Source organism: Planomonospora parontospora (assembly GCA_014647935.1).
In the GTDB taxonomy this organism is placed as follows: domain Bacteria; phylum Actinomycetota; class Actinomycetes; order Streptosporangiales; family Streptosporangiaceae; genus Planomonospora; species Planomonospora parontospora.
In genome coordinates this window covers 97584-117114 of record BMQD01000009.1, presented here as the reverse complement: position 1 = coordinate 117114, position 19531 = coordinate 97584, and the positions used below count along the sequence as shown (strand labels likewise).

Below are 19531 nucleotides of genomic sequence, written 5' to 3'. Positions count from 1 at the left end.
GACATGGCCGTCCGTACGGCGTGCATGCGCGATCGTCCGTCCGGGGCTTCCACGCGGTGTGCGGGCCGTACGGCGGGCTTATGGTGACGGTCATGGACCCGTTCGACGATCTGCTCCGGGGCGTGCGCGCCGACGGCGCCGTCTTCGGCCGGTCGGTGCTGTCGCCGCCGTGGGCGCTGCGCTTCACCGACGGCGCCTCCATGACGCTGTGCGTGCCGCTGCGCGGGGAGGGCTGGATCATCCCGCCGGGCGACGGGGGAGACGGCGGGCGGCCGCACGCCGTACGGCTGGGCGAGGTGGCGATCGTGCGCGGGCCGGAGCCCTTCGTGTTCGCCGACGATCCCGGGGCCGCCGCGCGGCCGCACCCGCCGCTCGACGTGCGCTGCGGCCGGGAACAGGGCGGCCGTGGAGGGTCGGGCGGGCGCGGGGAGCTGGACGGCCGGACGGTGCTGATGGCCGGGGCGTACCACGTCCGGGGCGAGGTGCCCCGGCGGCTGCTGCGGGTGTTGCCGCCGGTGGTCGTGGTGGCGGACCACCACGACTGCGGACCGCTGCGCGACTACTTCGAGACGCAGCTCGCCGCAGAGCGGCCGGGCCGGCAGATCGTGCTGGACCGCCTGCTGGACTGGCTGCTGGTCTGCACGCTGCGGGAGTGGTTCGACCGGCCCGAGTCCGTCCCGCCCGCCTGGTACCGCGCGCTCGGCGACGACGTGGCGGGCCCGGCGCTGCGCGCCATGCACGAGGCGCCGGACCGGCCGTGGACGCTCACCTCCCTGGCCGCGGAGGCGAGGGTCTCCCGCACCACGCTGGCCAAGCGCTTCACCGAGCTGGTGGGCGAGCCGCCGCTGGCGTACCTGACCGAGTGGCGGATGGCGCTCGCCGCCGACCTGCTCACCGAACCGGCCACCACGGTCGACTCGGTGGCCCGCCGGGTCGGCTACGCCGACGCCTTCGGCTTCAGCACGGCCTTCAAACGGGTCCGGGGCATGAGCCCCACCGCGTACCGCAAGGAGGTTACGGCCGTCGGCGCGTAGCCGCGGCGCACCGGCCCGCAGCCCCTCCGGGACCGCCGTCACGAAGGACGATCCAGCCCCTCCCGGAGCAGTTCGTCATGCCGTTCGGAGACATCGCCGCGTCCAGAGGCTCCCCGGCCGATGAACGACGGCTTCCGCTGTACGGTTTCGGGGGCCGAAGCCTCGGCGAACACGGTGGTCAGCCTCATATCGCTGTCTCCTCGCAGACCTGGAACCAGACCGCGGTGCCGGTCTCCTCGTCGTGGTGGACGCTCCACTTCGCGGCCAGCAGGTCCACCAGGGCCAGGCCACGCCCGTTCTCGCCGTCGGGGGTCGCGGCGCGGAGGAAGGGCATCGTCGTGGCCGACCCGTCGTCGATCACCTCGACGTGGGCCAGGCCGTCGAGGGCTCCGAGGTAGACGGTCACCGTCCCGCCCGGGACGCGGCCGGAGTCGGAGTGCACCACGGAGTTGGTGAACACCTCGCTGAGCAGGAGCAGCGCGACGTCGAGGGTGTCACCGGAGACCTGCCCGGTCAGCAGGTCCCGCGCCCACGCGCGGGCCTCAGCCACGGATGCGGGCACGCCGGGGAACTCACGGCGCCGGAGCACTTCGAGTACGGCATAGCGTGCCTCGTCGGGTTTCCGCGTCCCCGAGGTTTCACCCGATCGCCGGGTCCCGCCGACTCCACCGGGCTCCTCCGGTCGGACCCGCTGTGGTGCACTCATGCGATCACCTCCGCGACGATTATGTCCGCCGCGTTGTCCGCCTCGGCGCAGACCGAGGCACCCCGCCGCCAGCACCGCGCCCACCAGGGCCGCCAGGTGAACACCCACTCGCGGCCCCGCCGTACGGCGGTGATCCGGACGCGCGTCTCGCCGCCGGACATGACCTCCAGCACCGGTCGGCCGGTGACGGGGAGGACGAGCGCGGTGCCGACCCCGAGGGTCCGCAGATCCCACCCCAGTCGCAGGAGGTGGATGAACTGCGCCTGCGGATTGTGCGTACTCATCGTGTCGAACCTCCGGAGCGGGCCGTACTGCGGACGTGGTCTGCGCGACGTGGAGCGAAAGGAGGACCAGCGTGCGCTATGTCCATGTTTTTCTGAGTTTTTCTGACTTTCAGTGATGGCTTGTAGCGCACGGTGACGTCACGGCCATGATGATTTGCTCTGTGCATGATGTCAATGCACTGTGCAGATTCTGTTCGGGTCGTGCATTCAGGCGCGGAGAGTGGGCTCCTTCGGCACACTGACCACATGTCACCGACCCACAGCCCCACGGTCCGGCTGAGGCGCCTCGCCCGTGAGCTGCGCAGGATGCGGGAAGAGAGCGGGTTGCGCCCCGAGGACGCCGCGGCGCGCCTGGGATGGAGCCGCAGCAAGGTGAGCCGCATCGAGACCGGCCGCACCCGCGCCGGTCTCACCGACGTCGCGAGCATCTGCGACCTGTACGGCGTCGGCTCGTCGGCCCGCGCCGGACTGCTCCAGCTCGCCAAGGAGGCCCGTCAGCGGGGATGGTGGACGGCCTACGCGGACGTGTTCACCGGCTCCTACATCGGGCTCGAAGACGAGGCGGCGTTGATCCGCCAGTGGGAGGTGCAGCTCGTCCCCGGCCTCCTGCAGACCGAGGAGTACGCGCGCACGGTCATCAGGGCCGGGCGGCCGGAACCGCACAACGCCGATGACATCCAGCGCCGGGTCATGGCCCGCATGGCCCGGCGCACGCTGCTCAGCCGACCGGACGCGCCGGAGCTCCACGCGGTGCTGGACGAAGGGGTCGTCCGCCGTCCGATCGGCGGCCGGGAGACGATGCGGGAACAGCTGGAGGCGCTGCTGGCCGCCGCCCGGCGGCCCAACGTGACGATCCGCATACTGCCGTACAGCGCCGGAGCGCACGCGGGCCTGGAGGGAGCGTTCACCGTCCTGTCCTTCCCCGAGGAGATCGACCCCGACGTCGCCTACGTGGAGGGCACGGCGGGTGACATATACGTCGAGAGCTCGGAGCAGGTGGATCGCTATAGTCTGGCCTTCGCCCGCATCTGCGAGGTGGCTCTGTCCCCGGAGGACTCCGTGGGGCTGATCGTCGAGGCGAAGGAGCGTCTTCCCCGTGACTGATCTGTCGGGCGCCGTCTGGCGCAAGAGCAGCCTGAGCGGCAGCGGCAACAACTGCGTCGAGGTGGCCGACAACCTCCCCGGCCTCATCGCCGTCCGCGACAGCAAGGACCCCGACGGCCCGGTCCTGACGTTCTCCCCGGACCAGTGGAGGGCGTTCACCGGCGGCGTCAAGAACGGCGAGTTCGAGGCGCGTCCCTGAAATCCGGTCGGTCGACGACGGTGATGCATCGCAGATGGAGACAGCCGCCGGAGCAGACCGGCCCGGCAGCGATTCCCGTCCCGAATCAGGGGCCGGGCATCCGACAAGACGACGCATCCCGGACGCTGTGTCCTCCGCCGGATGCCGGGGAGGATGTCTAGGGTTCTGACCTATGAGTGATCTCGCGCCCGGTGCGTACGAGAAGATCATCACCCAGGCGCTCGGCCGCCGTCTGAGTGTGGTCGCAGACGAGCTGGTGGAGAAGAGCCGGATCGAGGACGGGGCGGCCGAGGACTATCTGATCAGGCATCTCGCCGGCCTGGCTCGGCATGCGTTGCGTGCCGCCAAAACCTCCGAGGAACAGATCGACCGGGCCAACCGCATCGCCGAGTTGATCATCGAGGAGTTCCTCGACCCGGAGGACGGAGGCGAACGGGTCGCCCAGCCCGGTCAGCTGCTCACCGCCGTGCGGCAACCATCAGGTGCGCCGGGCCGACCGGAGCCGCTGGTCCGGCCACGGATACCGCTGGCCACCAGTGCGCTCCTGGTCAACGGGCGGGATCAACCGAGCATCGGCACCGAGGTCATGCGCGAATTCGCGACCGCCGATCGGGTGGATCTGATCTGCGCCTTCATCAAGTGGTACGGCCTGCGCCTCATCGAAGAACCGATCAAGGAGTTCATCGCCAGGGGTGGTGAACTGCGGGTCATCACGACCACCTACATCGGTGCCACCGATCGTGTGGCGCTGGACCGACTGGTGGCTCTGGGCGCGCAGGTCAAGATCTCCTACGAGACGCACAGCACCAGGCTCCATGCCAAGGCGTGGATGTTCCACCGGCTCTCCGGGTTCTCGACCGCGTACGTCGGCTCGTCGAACCTTTCCAAGGCCGCGCAACTCGACGGCCTCGAATGGAACGTACGGCTCACGGAGGTGGAGCAGACCCACCTTCTCTCGACGTTCACCGCAACCTTCGAGCAGTACTGGGCCGACCCCGCCTTCGAGAGTTACGACCCGGAACGCGACGGCTCCCGGCTGGCCGAAGCGCTTCGTAGGGAAGGCGGGGCAGGACCGGCCGATCTGCCGTTGGAGATCGCCGCGCTAGACGTGCTACCGCGCTGGTACCAGGCAGAAGCGTTGGAAGAACTGGCGGCTGAACGTGAAGTGCACGGCCGCACGCGCAATCTCGTCGTGATGGCCACCGGCACCGGGAAGACCGTGGTCGCCGCGCTCGACTACCGGCGGTTGCGTTCCGAGGGCAAGGCGGACAGCCTGCTGTTCGTCGCGCACCGGGAGAGCATCCTCCAGCAGAGCCGCGCGACCTTCCGACAGGTTCTCCGCGATGGGACGTTCGGTGAGCGGCTGGTCCGTGGTGAGCGACCGAAGAAGTGGAGACACGTCTTCGCCTCGGTCCAGTCGCTGAAGAACATCGTCGATGAGATCGACCCCTCCCGGTTCGACATGGTGATCGTGGACGAGTTCCACCACGCCGACGCCCCGACTTACCGCCGTCTGCTGGAGCATCTCCGACCTCGCTACCTCCTCGGTCTGACCGCCACCCCCGAACGGTCTGACGGCATCAACGTCGTCACGGAGTTCTTCGATGACCGGATCGCCTACGAGCTCCGCCTCTGGCAGGCCCTCGAACAGCAGCATCTCGCTCCGTTCCACTACTTCGGCATCCACGATGAGGTCTCCCTGGCCGCCGTGGCGTGGCGGCGCGGCAGGTACGACGAGGCCGCCCTCAACCAGCTCTACACCGGCAACCACGCTCGGGTCCGACTCATCCTCCAGGCCGTACAGGACAAGATCGCCGACCCCGGGGGCATGCGTGCCCTGGGGTTCTGCGTGGGGGTTCAGCACGCCCGGTTCATGGCGGAGCAGTTCACCCGCCACGGCATCCCCGCCCTGGCCGTGACCGGTGAGACCTCGCCCGACGAACGGACGCAGGCCGTGAGACGGCTGATAGATCGAGAAGTCAACGTGCTGTTCACCGCCGACCTGTTCAACGAGGGCGTGGACATCCCCGAAGTGGACACGGTCCTTTTCCTGCGTCCCACCGAGAGCGTCACGATCTTCCTCCAGCAACTCGGTCGAGGACTGCGTCGCGACCCGGGCAAGACGTGTCTCACGGTCTTGGACTTCGTCGGTCACCAGCGCGCGGAGTTCCGCTTCGACCTCCGGCTGCGTGCTCTCACCGGAGTGCCGAGGCGGAGGCTTCCCGACGTGCTGCCCAACCCGCCGCTGCCCGCGGGCTGCCACCTCCAGCTTGACGACGTGGTGACCGAGATGGTCCTCGACAACGTGCGCCGAGCCATCCGGGTGTCATGGAAGGACCTGGCCGCCGACCTGAAGTCGATGCCTGAGGCTTCTCTCGCGGAGTTCCTCGCCGAGACCGGTCACGAGCTGGAGGACCTCTACCGGTCGGGGAAGGGCGGATGGACCGAGTTGCGCCGCCTGGCCCAGGGTCGTTCCGCGCCCGAGGACGATGCCGACCGGAAACTGGGCCGTGCGATCGGGCGCCTGCTCCATGTGGACGACCCCGTACGGCTGGCGTACCTGCGTGACGGCGTCATGGAGGATCCGCGTCTGCTCGCGATGCTGCACGTCGCACTGGTCGGAGGAGATGTGCCGTTCGATTCCGGGGACGCGGTCCTGCGGCTTCTGGACGCCCATCCGGAACGGCGCGAAGAGCTTCGAGAGGTGGCCTCGGTGCTGGAAGAGCGCATGCACCGGGTCACCCATGCCGCCGGTGGCCTGCCGTTACGGGTTCACGCCCGCTACACCAAGAACGAGGCCCTGGCGGCGTTCGGAATCGACCGTCCGGGCAACGTCCGTGAGGGGGTGAAGTGGGTGCCGGAGGCGGGAGCCGATGTCTTCTTCGTGACCTTGCGCAAGACCGAGGGATTCTCGCCCACGAACATGTACAACGACCGGGCGATCAGTCCCACGCTCTTCCACTGGGAGTCCCAGAGCACGACCCGCACCGGTTCGGCGACCGGACAGCGGTACGTCACCGGTGGCTCGACGGTGCACCTGTTCCTGCGCGAGACGAAGACCCCGGACGGCTCGCTCGGCGCACCGCCGTTCCTCTACGCCGGGACGATGACCTTCGTCTCCTCCGAGGGCGACCGGCCGATGCAGATCCTGTGGGAACTCGACCGCCCGCTACCCGCCGACGTCTTCCACCAGGCGAGTCTCCTCACCACCTGATCCCTCCAGAGGCCGGTGTCGAAGGCGATGTCGTCCGGACGCCGCTCCTCGCGGTGGTTCTCCCGGTAGCGGACCTCGCGCAGGCTGTAAGCCACCGGCCGCGGCCGAAGGCGTCGCTCTCGAAGATCCTGTGGGTGAGGAGATAGACTCCGCGCCGGACAGCCCGTCGGCGCGGGATCCCCTGGCCGGAGGCGACGCCTCCGACTGGGCGAACAGTGCTCCGGCAGTCGAGGAAGACACTTCGTGACCGACATCGTCCCGCTGCGCAGGAACGTGCGCTTTCAACTGCTGTGGCTCGGCAGCGCCGTCTCCCAGCTGGGGTCGGAGCTCACCCGGCTCGCCATGCCGCTGCTGGTGCTGGCGCTCACCGGTTCGCCGGGGCTGGCGGGCGTCGTCGCGGGGGCCCGCACCGTCGCCTTCGTCCTGGTCCAGATGCCCGCCGGCGTCTGGGTGGACCGGTGGGACCGCCGCCGCACGCTGGTCACCGCTCAGGGGTGCCAGGCGGTCGTCTCGGCGCTGTTGGCGGCGCTGATCCTCACCGGCCGGGCGCAGGCCTGGCACTTCGTCGCGTTGGCGGTGATCGACGGGCTGTGCGCCGCGTTCATCGGCCCCGTCCAGGACACCGCGATCCGCGGGATCGTTCCACCGGGCCAGCTGCACGCCGCCTACGCGCAGGAGGAGGCCCGCACCCACGCCGCCGGGCTGATCGGCCCCCCGCTCGGCGGCCTGCTGTACGGCCTCGGGCGGGCGGTGCCCTTCGTCGTCGACGCCGTCACCTTCCTCGCCGCCACGCTCTGCTACGTGCTGGCGAAGGTGCCGCGCCGCCCGACGGACCGGCTGGACACCTCCCCGGGGGAGGACGGAGAGGGGCGGCGGCCGGCCCGGCGGGGCATGCGCCGGGAGGCGGGTGAGGCCGTCGCCTGGCTGTGGCGCCGGAAGGGCCTGCGGGAGGTCACCGCGGCGGTGATGGTCCTCAACCTGCTGGGCGGGGCGTTCCTGATCCCGCTGATCGTGCTCGTCGGCGAGCGCGGCGGCGACGCGTTCACCACCGGCGCGGTCCTGGCCGGCCTCGGCGTCGGCGGCCTGGTCGGGTCGCTGCTGTCGGGCCGGATCAGCAGGCTCCTGCCGCCCGGCAGGCTGCTGCCGGCCGTCGTGGCGGTCTTCGGCGCCGCGCTGGCGGCCACGGCGCTGCCGTGGGGGGCGTGGTGGCCGATGGTCCCGCTGGTGTTCGTCACCCTGTCGACGCCCTCGCTCAACGTGGTGATGAACGTGGCGGTCGCGCGGATGGTGCCCGAGGAGATGCTCGGCCGGATGGGCGCCGTCCTGAGCACGGGCGGGATGGCGTTCAAGCCGCTCGGGCCGGTCCTCGGCGGGGCGCTGGCGGCGGCGCTGGGCGGTGCGGCGGCGCTCGTCGTGCTGGGCGGGCTGCTCGGGCTGACGGCCGCCGCGGCCGTGCTCAGCCCGGAGCTGCGCGGCTTCACCGGGGAGGCCTCCCGCGGATGAGGGCGGCACCGCACCGGCCAGGGTCAGGCGGTGCTGCCGAGGTAGGTGCTGACGCGGCGGAGCCAGGCGGTGTAGCCCGCGGTGACCAGCTTGTCGGGGAGCAGCCGCATCAGGGTCGGCGGCCGGTACCTGTCGGTCTGCTCGGTGGCCGCCAGGTCGGCGGCCCGGGCGGCGCGGCGGGAGCGGATCCGCTCGTAGCGGCGGAGCCGTTCGGTGACCGGGCCGGGGCCGTCCAGCTCGCGGGCCAGCGTCCAGCCGTCCTCCAGGGCCTGGTTCGCGCCCTGGGCCATCGTCGGGGGCATGGAGTGCGCGGCGTCCCCGGCGAGCGTCGCGCGACCGCGGCCCCAGACCTTCGGCACGCGGTGGCGGTGGTGGGTGAAGCGGTCGATCCCGTCGATCGCGGCGAGTACCTCGGGGACGGGCGCGGCCCAGCTCCCGAAGCGTTCGGCCAGCGCCTCGGCGGGGGAGGCGGGCGGCGGCTCGCGGTGGTCGACCCGGTGGTCGAACCACCACAGCAGCAGTCCCTCGCCCGCGGGGATCAGGCCGCAGAGCCCCTCCCGGCCGACGATCATGATGGCCCGGTGGGACGAGACGAGGTCGAGCGGGCGCCTGATGAAGCCCTGCCAGGTGACCCACTCGGTGAGCCGGGCGGGATCGGCGCCCCACAGGTGGTCGCGCACCGCCGAGGAGCGCCCGTCCGCGCCCACGACGACGTCGCCGCTCACCGTGGTCCCGTCGGCGAGGACGAGCCCGGCCCGCTCGGGGTCCACCCGCGTGCAGGCGGAGCCGAAGCGCAGCGTGCCCTCGGGCAGGCCGTCGGCGAGGCGCTCGACCAGCCGCTGCCGGGGCAGGTGCACGTTCGGCGTGCCGTAGCGGCGGGCCACGGCGGCGATGTCGACGGTGACCAGCAGCCGCCCGCCGGACGACCACGACTCCATCGCGTCGATGCGCCGCCCGACGCCGGTCAGGTCGACCCCGAGGTCGCGCAGGATCCCGGTGCTCCCGCTCCAGAGCGTCACCGACCCGCCCACCGTGCGCAGCGCGGGCGCCCGCTCGTGCACCTCGACCTCGTGTCCCGCCCTGACCAGGCCGCGCGCGGCGGCGAGTCCGGCGACGCCCGCACCGGCTACCAGTACTCTCATCACGCCACCTCAATCTTGATACTCCCAGTATCTGATATCGAAAGTATCATATATGTCGACATCCCCGTCCCCCCGAGGCCGCCGGCCGGACCCGGCCGTCGACGCGAAGATCCGCGCCGCCGTACTGGAACTGCTGCTCCAGCGCGGACTGGAGATGACGATGGACGAGGTGGCCGCGCACGCCGGGGTGGGCCGCGCCAGCGTGTTCCGCCGTTACCCGACAAAGCGCGACCTGCTGCTGGACGCGCTGACCCAGGTGCTCGACGTGCAGGTCGCCATCCCCGACACCGGCTCGCTCGCCGGTGACCTGAGGCAGGTGGTCGCCGACACGCTGGCCGTCTGGCGGGACGACCGGCTCGCCGCGCTGAGCCGCCAGGTCCTGGGTGAGACCGGCCGCGACCCGGTGGTGGCCGACCTGGTCCGCACGAGCATGCGCGACCGGATGGCCCGGTCCTGGGTGGTCTACGAGCGGGCGATCGAGCGCGGCGAGCTCCGCCCCGACGGCGACCTGTGGCTGCTGACCGACCTGTTCGCCGGGCTCGTCGCCTACCGGGGTCTGCTCGGCCTCGACCTCCCCGACCCCGACGAGGTGGTCCGGTCCCTGCTGCACGGCTTCGCGACGACGGGCTGAAGCCGCCGTACGGCATGCGACGGGACGGACGCGGCCGGATCCGCGGCCGAGGACCGGCTCGGCGGCGCCGGACGCGAGCACGGGGCCGGTCGGGCCGACATCCCCCGCCGATGGTGACAGCGCGGACGTTCTGGGCGATAGTGGCTCCGGTGAAGGCACCGAGGCAGGCGGCAGTGCTCGTGCCGCTCACGCTGCTCGTTCTGCTCGCGCCGACCGTGACGGCCTGCGACGCTCCGCCGCCGCGGGATCCGGCCGCTCCACCGGCCCCGTCTCCGTCGGCCTCGGCGTCCCCGGCGGCGTTGACGCCCCGGCCGCTCCGGATCCCGCGCATCCCGGCGGGCGGCGGATGCCCTGTCACCGCCCCGCGCCCGTGGTCCGGCCCCGGCGTGGCGACGGCGGTGCTCGGCGACGGGCCGGTGTACCCGGTCGCCGACTACTTCAGGGCCGGCACCGTCCTGGAACTGCGCCCCGACGACCGCGGGCCCGACGGCTCCTACGTGAAGAAGGTCCGCTGGATCGGCGCGGGGTACAGCGGGCCGGTCCTCGTCCGGGCCGCCCGGATCGACGGGAAGGGCACCGCGAGCAGCAGGTTCTCCTACATCGGTGAGGAGCGCCACGGCGGCCACTACGCCGAGCTCACCTCTCCGACGAGCGATCTGCCGGGGACGACGACGGTCGGCGGGCCCGGCTGCTACGTGCTGCAGGTCGACGGCACGACGTTCACCACGACCGTCGTGTTCCGCGCCGCCTGAGCCTCCGGGTCGTTCTCAGCGTCCTCACAGCCGCGCTCAGGGTCCTCACAGCGAAGCCCGGCGATGATCGGCCCACGCCGCGGAGGGACGCGCCGCGGATGTCGTCGAGACGGTCCTGGCCCCGCTCGTGGGAGAGGGCCGTCGCGCGGAGAGGAGGAACCGTGCGGAGTCCGCATACGCCAGATGGAGCGGCGATCGGTGAGGCGGGGGCGCGGTGGACGAGGACGCGGAGCGTCGCGGCGTACGGCGCGGCCCTCGCGATGCTGCCGTACTTCGTCATCAAGGTCTTCTGGACGGTGGACGGCCTGCGCGGCGGGGGTCTCCAGGACGGCGCCTGGAGCACGCTGGACTGGGCGGCGGTCAACGCCATGACCGTCGGCATGGCGGGTGCGGCGATCCTGCTGGGCCTGGCGCTGGGCCAGCAGTGGGGCATGCGGATCCCCGCGTGGCTGCTGCTGTCGCCCGCGTGGATCGGCATGGGCTTCCTGGTCTCGATGATCCCCCTGCTTCCCGTCATGCTGCTGCTGGCGGGGGAGGACTGGGATGCGGCGGGGAGCGCGTCACTGCCGTCGTGGGAGCTTCCCCTGATCGGCCTGTCCTTCGCCGGGTTCGCACTCGGGCTGGCGGTCGCGGCCCCCCTCTACGCCGGGCAGAGATGGCCCGAGGCGTTCGCCGGACGGGTGGACGCGGAGGGGGCCCCGGCGGGTGCGAGCGGACCGCTGCAGGTGACGGCGGCCCGGATCGCGATGGCCGTCTGCGCCGTGATCGGCCTGCCGCAGCTCTACTGGGGCGCGGGCGGCACCCTGGGCCTTGAGCGGCCCGGCGCCGGAGACCTCCGGTGGCACCTCCTCACCGCGAACGACGGGCTGTGGGCTCTGATCGCCGCCTGGGGGGTGTGGACGCTGACCCGTCGGCGCAGCGGCATGCGGTTCCGGGTGCCCGTGCTGCTGACCTGGGTGGCCTCCGGGTCCTTGTTCGCCTGGGGCTCGTGGAGGGCGCTCTTCATGTTCGCGACCACGTCCGCGTATCCGTCCCCCGAGCCCCCCTGGGCGCTGGCGCTGGAGCACCACTTCGGCGCGCTCGCCGGCCTGCTGATCCTCCTGGTGCTCCTGCTGCTGATCGGCGACCGCGGGCACGCGTCACGCCGGTGAGCCCCTCCGCCCTCCGGCACGGGTCGACGGTCCCGGCCTCCGCGGTCACACCGGCTGCCGGAGGCCGTGGGGCATGTTCCAGCCCTCGGCGAGCCTGGAGGGACGGAGGTTGCCCGCGCCGCCGAAGAACTCGCAGAACTTCATGATGAGCGGGTCCCACTTGAGCGGATCGATGTGGTCCGTCCCGGGGATGATCAGCTCCTCCTCGACGTGGACGCGCACGACCTCCACCTGGAAGGCCGTGGCGTCCGCCATCGCCGAGGACGGCAGGTTGAGCACGCACTCGCGCTCGCGGAGCAGGTTCGCCGTCGTCTGCGAGGTGTCGTCCAGGCCCAGCATGCAGCACCGCCCCAGCCACCAGGCGGAGGACATCGGGGCGAGGTCGGCGGTGCCGTCCTCGTTGCGGGAGCCGATCAGCACCACGGGCGTACCGAAGTACATGACCTTCAGCTCGTGGATCCTGTGCACGTCCGTCCTTCCTCGTCGAGCCCCGGTCCGCCGGGGCCGGGATCCGACTCTGGCGGAACGGCGTGCGATCCGCTGGCGCTGATCGGACGCCGCACTCACCGGCCACCCGGGACCGCGTCATCCGAAGGGCGCACGGGTGCCGGGACGGGCGCCCCTCCGGGAGGCCGCCTCGGTGGAGACCGTCCGCGCCCACGTCGGAGCCTTCCTCGACCTGCGTCTCCGCGGACACCCCCGGCCGCTGCGCGACCGGCCGTCCCGGAGCCACCCCGAGGCCGGGTTCCGGCGCCGCTCGGGTAGCGTCGATGCCGATCTTCGAAGGCGACCAGGAGGCCGTTCCAGCATGAACCCGCCCGCCCGCACCCCGGAGCAGCGCAAGCAGGACACCCTCGACCGGTTCGAACGCGACGTCGACGCGTGGGTGGCCACGGCGGACGGGGAGAGCGGAAGCCCCTGCATGGTGCCGCTCTCCTTCCTCTGGGACGGCGAGACCCTGCTGCTGTCCACGTCGAGCTCCACCCCGACCGGCCGGAACCTGCTGGCCGGTGGCACGGTCCGCCTCGGCATCGGGCAGACCCGGGACGTCGTCCTCGTCGAGGGGACCGTGCAGGTGCTGGAGATCTCCGGCATCCCGGACGAGGTGGGCGACGCCTTCGCCGCCAAGACCGGCTTCGACCCGAGGAAGAGCGGCGACTCCTACCGCTATTTCCGCGTCCGCCCCCGGTGGATCCAGGCCTGGCGCGAGGTCAACGAGCTCGAAGGACGCGACCTCATGCGCGACGGGCGGTGGCTCGTCCCCTGACCGGCGCGGCCGGGGGGTGAGGGGATCCGTCCGCGGGCGGACCGGGTGTCGGATCCCGTCCACGGGCGGCCGGAGACGGCGGGACCGTCAGCGGGCGGCGAGTTCGGCGAGCAGGTCCATGCCGACGCGGTCGGGCGACCGCACATCGGCGCCGAGCACGACGACCGCGGCCCGGCGCTCGGGGGAGACCGCCAGCAGGGAGCGGTAGCCGCCGGTGCCGCCGTTGTGGAACAGGGTCCGGTGCTCGCCCCGGCCGGGGGGCTGCCGCAGCTCGATCCAGCCGGGGCGGACCGTCGCGCCGCCGGTGATGCGGTGGCCGGTGGCGTGGGTGAGGGCCACGGCCTCGGCGAGCCCGTCCGGCGCGTCGCCGAACTGGGTGCGCGCCAGCCGCAGCAGGTCGGGCACGGTGGAGTGCAGGCCGCCCGCTCCGGCGAGCGCGGCCAGGTTCCAGCGGGGGCGGGGCCTGCCCAGGCGGGAGTGGCCGGGTGCCAGCCGGGCGGTGCGCTCGGCGTCGAGGGCCACCCGGGTGTCGGCCATGCCGAGCGGCCGGCAGATCTCCGCCTGGACGAGCTCGTCGTAATCGGCGCCGGAGCCCGTACCGCCGCCGGCGCGGCGGGCCAGGGCCAGGCCGAGCAGGCCGGCGCCGAGGTTGGAGTAGCGGAAGCGGCGCCCCGGCGCCGAGCGCAGCCGGGTACGGCCCAGCCCCTCCAGCAGCATCCCGGGCGTGCAGCCGGCGTAGGGGTCGGAGCTGAACAGTCCGCGCGGCAGCAGCCCTCTGGGCAGTTTGGGCAGGCCCGAGGTGTGGCAGGCCAGGTGGACCAGCTCGATCTCCCCGCCGTCACGGCGCGGTACGGCGGTGCCCTCGGGCAGCAGGTCGCGCAGCGGCTGGTCGAGGGCGGCCTCGCCGCGTACGGCCAGCCGGGCCAGGGCCAGGGAGGTGAAGGTCTTGCTGATCGAGCCGATCTCGAACAGGGTGCCCGGGTCGGCGCCGTGCATGGCGGTCTCCTCGCCGAGGATCGCGCCGACCGCGACGGCGCCGCGCCGCTTGGCGGCGAGCCGGTCGGCGGCCCGGCGCACGAGGCCGTCGAGAGAGGTCGTGGTGGTCATCGCGGCTGTTCCTCCGTAGGTTCGGCCGGCCCGGGGGCGGACGAGTGGTCGATTCCGGCCGTGGCGTCAATGCTGGTTGACGCGAATCCCTCATGTCAACTGAGGTTGACCGCAGAAGCCCGTACTGAGGCAGGCCACAGGGTCCGCCGGGAACGCCGAGCCGCCCGGTCCGGCCCGCGTGCATTGAGTACACCGGTCGTCGCTGGGCAGGGGATCACCGTAAGGGCGGTGGCACGGGCCGTCGCCTTTCCACCAGACTGCCGAGGGACATGCCGTATGACGTTCACCACGCCCCCTTCTTCAGCCGCCCGGCATCTCACGCCGGTTCCGTCCACGGCCCCGGAGCCCACGACCGCGGGGCCCGCGGCCGCAGAGTCCACGGCCGCGGAGGGGCACCGCACGACGCGTGCCGGTGATGTGCGGGCGTTCGTGGGCGCCGCCGTGCAGCGGCCCTCCACCATCGGGGCCATGGCGCCCACCGGCGCGCGCGTGGCCCGCCTGCTGGCCACGATCACGCCCAGCACGCGCGAGGCCGTCGTGGTCGAGCTCGGCGCCGGGACGGGCCCGGTCAGCGACGCCGTCCAGGACCGGCTCCGGCCCGGGAGCCGCCATCTCGCCGTCGAACTCGACCGGGACCTGGCCGAGCACCTGCGGGCCACCCGGCCCCGGATCGACGTCGTCCAGGGCGACGCGGCCGACCTGCGGAGGCTGCTCGACGCGGCGGGCGTCGGCGCCGGGGAGGTGGACGCGGTGGTCAGCGCGCTGCCGTGGACCCTGTTCGACGGGTCCCAGCAGGAGCGGATCCTGGACCAGATCTGCGCCGTGATGCGGCCGGAGGCGGCGTTCGCCACCATCTCCGCGCATCCGTCGAGCTTCTTCCCGGCGGCCAGGGAGTTCCGTCACCGCCTGCACGAGCGGTTCGACGAGATCGTCGTGAGCCGTACGGTGTGGCGGAACGTGCCGCCCGCCCGCGTGCTGGTCTGCCGCCGCCCCCGGCTCCGGGTCCTGCCCTGAGGACGCGGGGCGGCCTCTGCCCCCGGCTCCGGGTCCTGCCGGGGCGCGGGGCGGTCTCTGCCCCGAAGGAGCGTGTGACCTGCCGCCTGGAAGGGCCGGGCGGCCCGTCCCGGGAGGGCTCCTCCCCGGGTGGAACGATCCTCCCGAGCCGGACGGAACGGCCGGAGGTCAGGCGGATCCCCGGTCCGGCTCCGGACCCGGACCCGGGAGGGCGAGCCTGCGGAGGCGGTCCTCCGCGCCCAGGATCCGCAGCGCCCGGACGAGGGGCTCGCGGTGGATCTCCTTCTCCGCCCTGTCGTACATCAGCGTGAGCGCGTCACGCAGCTTGGCGGCCTCCGTCGCCAGCGCCTGTGCGGCGGTGACCCCGGCGTAGGTGTACTCGGCGGAGGCCGGGTTGATCCGGCCCAGGAGTTCGAGGATCCGCAGGTAGTGATCGAGGAAGTCCTGCTCGGCCCGGGTCAGGGCCGGAAGCGGGCGATCGGGCTGCATCGTCGTCACTCGGAGCCGCGGTCGTGGCGCCAGGTGAGCAGGGAGACGGTGCCGTCGCCGCGGTCCCGGACGACGGGCTCGTCGTCGGTGAGGCGGAAACCCGCGGAGCGCGCGACCGCGGCGCTGGCCTCGTTGTCCGGGGCGATGCGCAGCAGCACGCGGTCCATCGCCAGGGTGTCGTAGGCGTAGTCGGTCATCAGCCGGACCGCCCGGGTCGCCAGGCCCCGCCGCCGGTGCGCGGCGCCGATCGCGTAGCCGAGCTCCGCGTCGCGCTCGTCCGGGGAGGCGCGGAAGAGCAGCACCTCGCCCAGCGGGGCCCCGCCGTCCTCGGTGACCGCCAGCTGGAGGCGGAGACCGGCGGCACGGCCCTGCCGGGCCCGCGCGAGGTAGGCCCGCGCGGTCTCCAGGGTGAACGGCGAGCGGAGCGGGGTCCAGCGGTCCACCTGCGGCTCGTCGAAGAGCGCGGCCATCGCCGGCAGGTCCTCGTCGGTCCAGTCGCGCAGGTGCAGACCGAGCCCCGACACGGTGACGGAGGGGGCTAACGCGGCACGGGGGAGGTCGGAGGTCGTCATCTGCCTGATTCTGCTACTGCGGGCCGACCGTGTCAGCACGCCGACGATCACCGCTCCTCCCCTCGGGAGCCGGGGGAACCGATGACCGGGGCAGGGTGAGGTGGACGCACACGCCGTCGTGCAGTTCGTTCTCCATCCGGGCGGTGCCGCCGTGCATCTCCATGATCTTCTCGACGATGGACAGGCCGATCCCGGTGCCCTCGGCGGCCTCCTCCTCGGCCTGCGGGGCGCGGTAGAACTCCTCGAAGACGCGCCGCAGGTCGTCCGACTCCACCCCGATGCCGGTGTCGTGGACCTCCACCCCGGGTGCGGGGTCGGAGACGACGACCACGTCGACGGCGCCATCGCGGCCGGTGAACTTGATCGCGTTGTCCAGGACCTGCAGCAGCGCGCTGCACAGCTGCTCGACGTCGGCCCAGACCTCCACCCGCTCGGAGGCGTGCAGGTTCAGCGCCAGGTGCTTGAACTCGGCGGCCGGGGCGGACCGTTCGACCGCCTGACGGGCCAGCTCGGCGAGGTCGACGCGGGCCGGGCTGAAGGTGGCGGTCTGCGCCTTCAGACTGGCCATCAGGAGCAACGCGTTGACGAGGCGCAGCATGCGGTCGCTGTTGCGTTCGACGCCCTGCAGGAAGCGCCGCTCGGTCGCCTCGTCCAGGCCGCCGTCCTGGACCAGTTCCAGGTAGCTGCGGATCGCGGTGAGCGGGGTGCGCAGCTCGTGGTTGATCCTGGTCAGGAACTGGTTCTTCAACTGCTCCAGGGCGTTCAGCCGCCGGACGACCTCCTCGGCGTGGTGGGCCCGGCCGTGCAGCTCGATCAGGGTGACGGCGTGGGTCGCCAGAGTGCGCAGGGTCTGGCGCTGGGCGTCGTCCAGCCGGTCCGGGCGGCGGTCCATCACGCAGACCGTGCCCAGGGCGTTGCCCTGGCGGCTGATCATCGGGGCGCCCGCGTAGAAGCGCACCCGCGGAGGGCCGGTCACGATCGGGTCGTCGTGGAAACGCGGGTCGTCGCGGGTGTCGGGGATCTCCAGCAGCTCCCGTTCGGCGACGGCGAGATCGCAGAACGGGACCGGCGGGTTCACGCCGGTCAGATCGGTGCCGGCGCGGCCCTTGACGTACTGGCGGTTCTCGGCGACCAGGTTGACCAGCGCGATCGGCGCCCGGCAGACGTGCGCGGCGGAGATGGCGATGGCCTGGAAGTCCGGCTCCAGCAGACTCTCCAGCGCGTTCAGCTCGTCGAGCTCCCGCACGCGCCCGGTCTCGTCGGCCGCCACCGGTGTCCTGGTCATCTTCGGCCTCCTGCCCGTTCGCCCGTCGCCGGGCTCCCGCCGGTAAGCCCTACCCGGTTCCGGCCGCCGGGTGCGCGCCGCACCCCGGCGGACCGGTAAAGACCAGGTCAGATCGGTCCATGCAGGTGGAAGGCGGCACGTACCGCGACCGCCATGACCGGGCTCGCCAGCACGGCCGGGAGGCGACCCTGGTCCGGCCGCGCTTCCTGCCCGGCCGCGTTTCCCGCCTGGCCCCGCTCGCCGGGCGCTCGCGCTCAACCGCGCGCCGGGGCGAGCGGGGCGAGCGTGTCGCGCAGGGCCCGTACGGCGGCGCGGACCGCCGGGATCTGGTCGGCCTCGCGGGGGTGGACCAGGTGCAGGGTCCGGGGGAGCAGCCCGGCGGCCGGGCGGACGGCGACGCCGGGGGCGGTGAAGGCCTCCAGGGCGAGCCGGGGCAGCAGCCCGATGCCCAGGCCGCGGGCGATCAGCGCCTGGGTCACCACGTAGTCGTCGGTGCCGTGCCGTACGTCGGGGGTGAACCCGGCCTCCCGGCAGGTCCGCAGCAGGCTCGCCGCGCACCGCTCGCAGCCCGCGATCCACTTCTCCGCCGCCAGCGTCCGCAGGTCCACCGGCTCGTCGCCACCCGCGGCGTGCGGGTGGGAGCGTGGCAGGACCAGCCGGACCGGGTCCTCGCCGACGGCCGTCCGGACCAGGCCGGGCTGCTCGTCCGGCTCCTGCCCGGCGTGCGCGAACGTCACGGCCAGGTCGGCCTCCCCGGCGGCGAGCAGGGCGAGCGCCTCCGGGGGCTCGGCCTCGCGGAGCCGTACGTCCACCCCGGGGTGGCGGCGGCCCAGCAGGCTCATCGCGGCCGGGACGACCGTGGCGCTCGCCGAGGGGAAGGCGGCCAGCCGTACGGTGCCCTCCCGCAGCTGGACCAGGGCGGCGAGGTCGTCGGCGGCGGCGTGCAGCCGGACGGCGATGGCGTCGGCGTGGCGGAGCAGCACCTCGCCCGCCTCGGTGAGCCGCACGCCGCGCGGACGGCGCAGCACCAGGGCGGTCCCGGCCTGCCGCTCCAGGTGGCGCAGGTGCTGGCTGACGGCGGGCTGGGTCCAGCCGAGGGCGCGGGCCGCACCCGCGACGGACCCGGCGCGGGCGATCTCCCGGAAGACGAGGAGGCGGTGGACGTCCATTCCCTGGGTCATACGTATAAGTATTCCTTTGGGGTCAGCCAACAAGGACACGTCTACCTGTGGGGTCGCACTCCGGCCAGGATGGCGTGCATGACGGAGACCATGAGAACGATCGGCCTGATCGGCGGCATGAGCTGGGAGTCCTCGGCGGAGTACTACCGCCTGCTCAACGAGGAGGTCCGCCGCCGCCTGGGCGGCCACCACTGCGCCCGGAGCCTGCTGCTGACGGTGGACTTCGCCGAGGTCGAGGCGATGCAGCGGGCGGGCGACTGGGAGGCGGCCGGGCGGCTGCTCGCCGGAGCGGCCGCGACCCTGCAGGACGGCGGGGCCGAGCTGGTCCTGCTCTGCACCAACACCATGCACCGGGTCGCGGCGGAGGTGGAGGCCGCGCTCACCGTGCCGTTCGTGCACCTCGTCGACGCGACGGCCGAGCGGATCACCGCCGCCGGGCTCACCACCGTGGGCCTGCTCGGCACCCGGTTCACCATGGAGATGGCGTTCTACCGCGACCGGATGCGCGGGCACGGGATCGAGGTCCTGGTCCCGGACGAGCCCGGCCGCACGCTGGTGCACGACGTCATCTACGAGGAGCTCACCCGGGGGCGGGTGGAGGACGCCTCCCGCGACGCCTACCGGCGGGTCATCGCGGACCTGGCCGCCCGCGGGGCCGAGGGGGTGATCCTCGGCTGCACCGAGATCACCCTGCTCGTCGGCCGGCGGGACAGCCCGGTGCCGGTGTTCGACTCCACCCGCATCCACGTCGAGCGCGCCGTGGACCTGGCGCTGGCCGCGCCGGTCCCGGAGGCCGCCGGACCGCGCCGGTGAGACCGGTCCCGGAGGCGCAGGGCGGCGGGACCGGGCCGGTGCCTCCGGGCGGGACCGGAGGCACCGGCGGACGGGGACCCTCA

Annotated in this window: 21 protein-coding genes; 11 read left to right on the top strand and 10 right to left on the bottom strand. The window is 72.8% G+C overall.

Annotated features, from left to right (window positions below):
- The first annotated feature begins 92 nt into the window (after positions 1-92).
- Entirely contained in the window at positions 93-1034 is a 942-nt protein-coding gene (locus tag IEZ07_RS16045; protein WP_191895487.1) for an AraC family transcriptional regulator, read from the top strand.
- A 38-nt stretch (positions 1035-1072) separates the two neighbouring features.
- Here the strand turns inward: IEZ07_RS16045 and IEZ07_RS16040 are convergent, their stop codons facing one another.
- The 3 genes from IEZ07_RS16040 to IEZ07_RS16030 all read right to left on the bottom strand — a co-directional run bounded on the left by IEZ07_RS16040 (position 1073) and on the right by IEZ07_RS16030 (position 2024).
- Positions 1073-1222, bottom strand: coding sequence for a hypothetical protein (locus IEZ07_RS16040; protein WP_191895486.1), 150 nt, complete (start codon positions 1220-1222; stop codon positions 1073-1075).
- Entirely contained in the window at positions 1219-1596 is a 378-nt protein-coding gene (locus IEZ07_RS16035) for an ATP-binding protein (protein WP_191895485.1), read from the bottom strand. The genes IEZ07_RS16040 and IEZ07_RS16035 overlap by 4 nt, the downstream gene beginning before the upstream one ends.
- 140 nt (positions 1597-1736) lie before the next feature.
- Positions 1737-2024 carry a hypothetical protein gene (locus tag IEZ07_RS16030; protein ID WP_191895484.1) on the bottom strand — a complete coding sequence of 96 codons (288 nt, stop codon included), beginning with the start codon at positions 2022-2024 and terminating at the stop codon, positions 1737-1739.
- 246 nt (positions 2025-2270) lie between these two features.
- Here IEZ07_RS16030 and IEZ07_RS16025 point away from each other — a divergent pair, with 246 nt between their 5' ends.
- From IEZ07_RS16025 to IEZ07_RS16010, 4 genes are all read left to right on the top strand, one after another.
- On the top strand, positions 2271-3128 hold the full coding sequence (locus tag IEZ07_RS16025) for a helix-turn-helix domain-containing protein (protein ID WP_068902196.1): 858 nt from the start codon (positions 2271-2273) through the stop codon (positions 3126-3128).
- Positions 3121-3327, top strand: coding sequence for a DUF397 domain-containing protein (locus IEZ07_RS16020; RefSeq protein WP_191895483.1), 207 nt, complete (start codon positions 3121-3123; stop codon positions 3325-3327). The genes IEZ07_RS16025 and IEZ07_RS16020 overlap by 8 nt, the downstream gene beginning before the upstream one ends.
- Before the next feature lie 172 nt (positions 3328-3499).
- Positions 3500-6541 carry a DEAD/DEAH box helicase gene (locus IEZ07_RS16015; RefSeq protein WP_191895482.1) on the top strand — a complete coding sequence of 1014 codons (3042 nt, stop codon included), beginning with the start codon at positions 3500-3502 and terminating at the stop codon, positions 6539-6541.
- A gap of 243 nt (positions 6542-6784) precedes the next feature.
- Positions 6785-8044, top strand: a complete 1260-nt coding sequence (locus IEZ07_RS16010; protein WP_239320202.1) for an MFS transporter — start codon at positions 6785-6787, stop codon at positions 8042-8044.
- Positions 8045-8067: 23 nt separating this feature from the next.
- Here the strand turns inward: IEZ07_RS16010 and IEZ07_RS16005 are convergent, their stop codons facing one another.
- The gene (locus IEZ07_RS16005) at positions 8068-9186 is read right to left on the bottom strand and encodes an FAD-dependent oxidoreductase (protein ID WP_191895481.1); all 1119 of its coding nucleotides are present in this window, start codon (positions 9184-9186) and stop codon (positions 8068-8070) included.
- A gap of 52 nt (positions 9187-9238) precedes the next feature.
- Between IEZ07_RS16005 and IEZ07_RS16000 the strand changes: the two genes are divergently transcribed.
- From IEZ07_RS16000 to IEZ07_RS15990, 3 genes are all read left to right on the top strand, one after another.
- Positions 9239-9817 (top strand): TetR/AcrR family transcriptional regulator, encoded by a 579-nt coding sequence (locus IEZ07_RS16000; RefSeq protein ID WP_189237976.1) that lies wholly within the window; start codon positions 9239-9241, stop codon positions 9815-9817.
- Positions 9818-9966: 149 nt separating this feature from the next.
- Positions 9967-10569 carry a hypothetical protein gene (locus IEZ07_RS15995; protein WP_191895480.1) on the top strand — a complete coding sequence of 201 codons (603 nt, stop codon included), beginning with the start codon at positions 9967-9969 and terminating at the stop codon, positions 10567-10569.
- A gap of 161 nt (positions 10570-10730) precedes the next feature.
- Positions 10731-11720 (top strand): hypothetical protein, encoded by a 990-nt coding sequence (locus IEZ07_RS15990; protein ID WP_191895479.1) that lies wholly within the window; start codon positions 10731-10733, stop codon positions 11718-11720.
- 45 nt (positions 11721-11765) lie between these two features.
- Here the strand turns inward: IEZ07_RS15990 and IEZ07_RS15985 are convergent, their stop codons facing one another.
- A complete protein-coding gene (locus tag IEZ07_RS15985) occupies positions 11766-12188 on the bottom strand; it encodes a flavin reductase family protein (RefSeq protein WP_191895478.1) in 423 nt (140 codons plus the stop codon).
- 340 nt (positions 12189-12528) lie between these two features.
- On the opposite strand from IEZ07_RS15985, the gene IEZ07_RS15980 reads away from it, so the two are divergent.
- Positions 12529-12987, top strand: a complete 459-nt coding sequence (locus IEZ07_RS15980; protein WP_191895477.1) for a pyridoxamine 5'-phosphate oxidase family protein — start codon at positions 12529-12531, stop codon at positions 12985-12987.
- Between the two features lie 87 nt (positions 12988-13074).
- Here the strand turns inward: IEZ07_RS15980 and IEZ07_RS15975 are convergent, their stop codons facing one another.
- Positions 13075-14094: a serine hydrolase domain-containing protein gene (locus tag IEZ07_RS15975; RefSeq protein WP_191895476.1), complete on the bottom strand. Its 1020-nt coding sequence runs from the start codon at positions 14092-14094 to the stop codon at positions 13075-13077.
- 276 nt (positions 14095-14370) lie between these two features.
- On the opposite strand from IEZ07_RS15975, the gene IEZ07_RS15970 reads away from it, so the two are divergent.
- Positions 14371-15108: a class I SAM-dependent methyltransferase gene (locus tag IEZ07_RS15970; protein WP_191895475.1), complete on the top strand. Its 738-nt coding sequence runs from the start codon at positions 14371-14373 to the stop codon at positions 15106-15108.
- Between the two features lie 168 nt (positions 15109-15276).
- Here the strand turns inward: IEZ07_RS15970 and IEZ07_RS15965 are convergent, their stop codons facing one another.
- The 4 genes from IEZ07_RS15965 to IEZ07_RS15950 form a co-directional block, all read right to left on the bottom strand.
- Positions 15277-15597, bottom strand: a complete 321-nt coding sequence (locus IEZ07_RS15965) for a hypothetical protein (protein ID WP_191895474.1) — start codon at positions 15595-15597, stop codon at positions 15277-15279.
- 5 nt (positions 15598-15602) lie between these two features.
- Entirely contained in the window at positions 15603-16169 is a 567-nt protein-coding gene (locus IEZ07_RS15960) for a GNAT family N-acetyltransferase (RefSeq protein WP_191895473.1), read from the bottom strand.
- Between the two features lie 13 nt (positions 16170-16182).
- On the bottom strand, positions 16183-17454 hold the full coding sequence (locus IEZ07_RS15955) for a GAF domain-containing sensor histidine kinase (protein ID WP_191895472.1): 1272 nt from the start codon (positions 17452-17454) through the stop codon (positions 16183-16185).
- A gap of 254 nt (positions 17455-17708) precedes the next feature.
- Positions 17709-18635, bottom strand: a complete 927-nt coding sequence (locus IEZ07_RS15950; RefSeq protein WP_204054439.1) for a LysR substrate-binding domain-containing protein — start codon at positions 18633-18635, stop codon at positions 17709-17711.
- Between the two features lie 78 nt (positions 18636-18713).
- Here IEZ07_RS15950 and IEZ07_RS15945 point away from each other — a divergent pair, with 78 nt between their 5' ends.
- Complete coding sequence (locus tag IEZ07_RS15945) at positions 18714-19448, top strand: aspartate/glutamate racemase family protein (RefSeq protein WP_239320204.1); 735 nt, start codon at positions 18714-18716, stop codon at positions 19446-19448.
- The last annotated feature ends 83 nt before the right edge of the window (positions 19449-19531 follow it).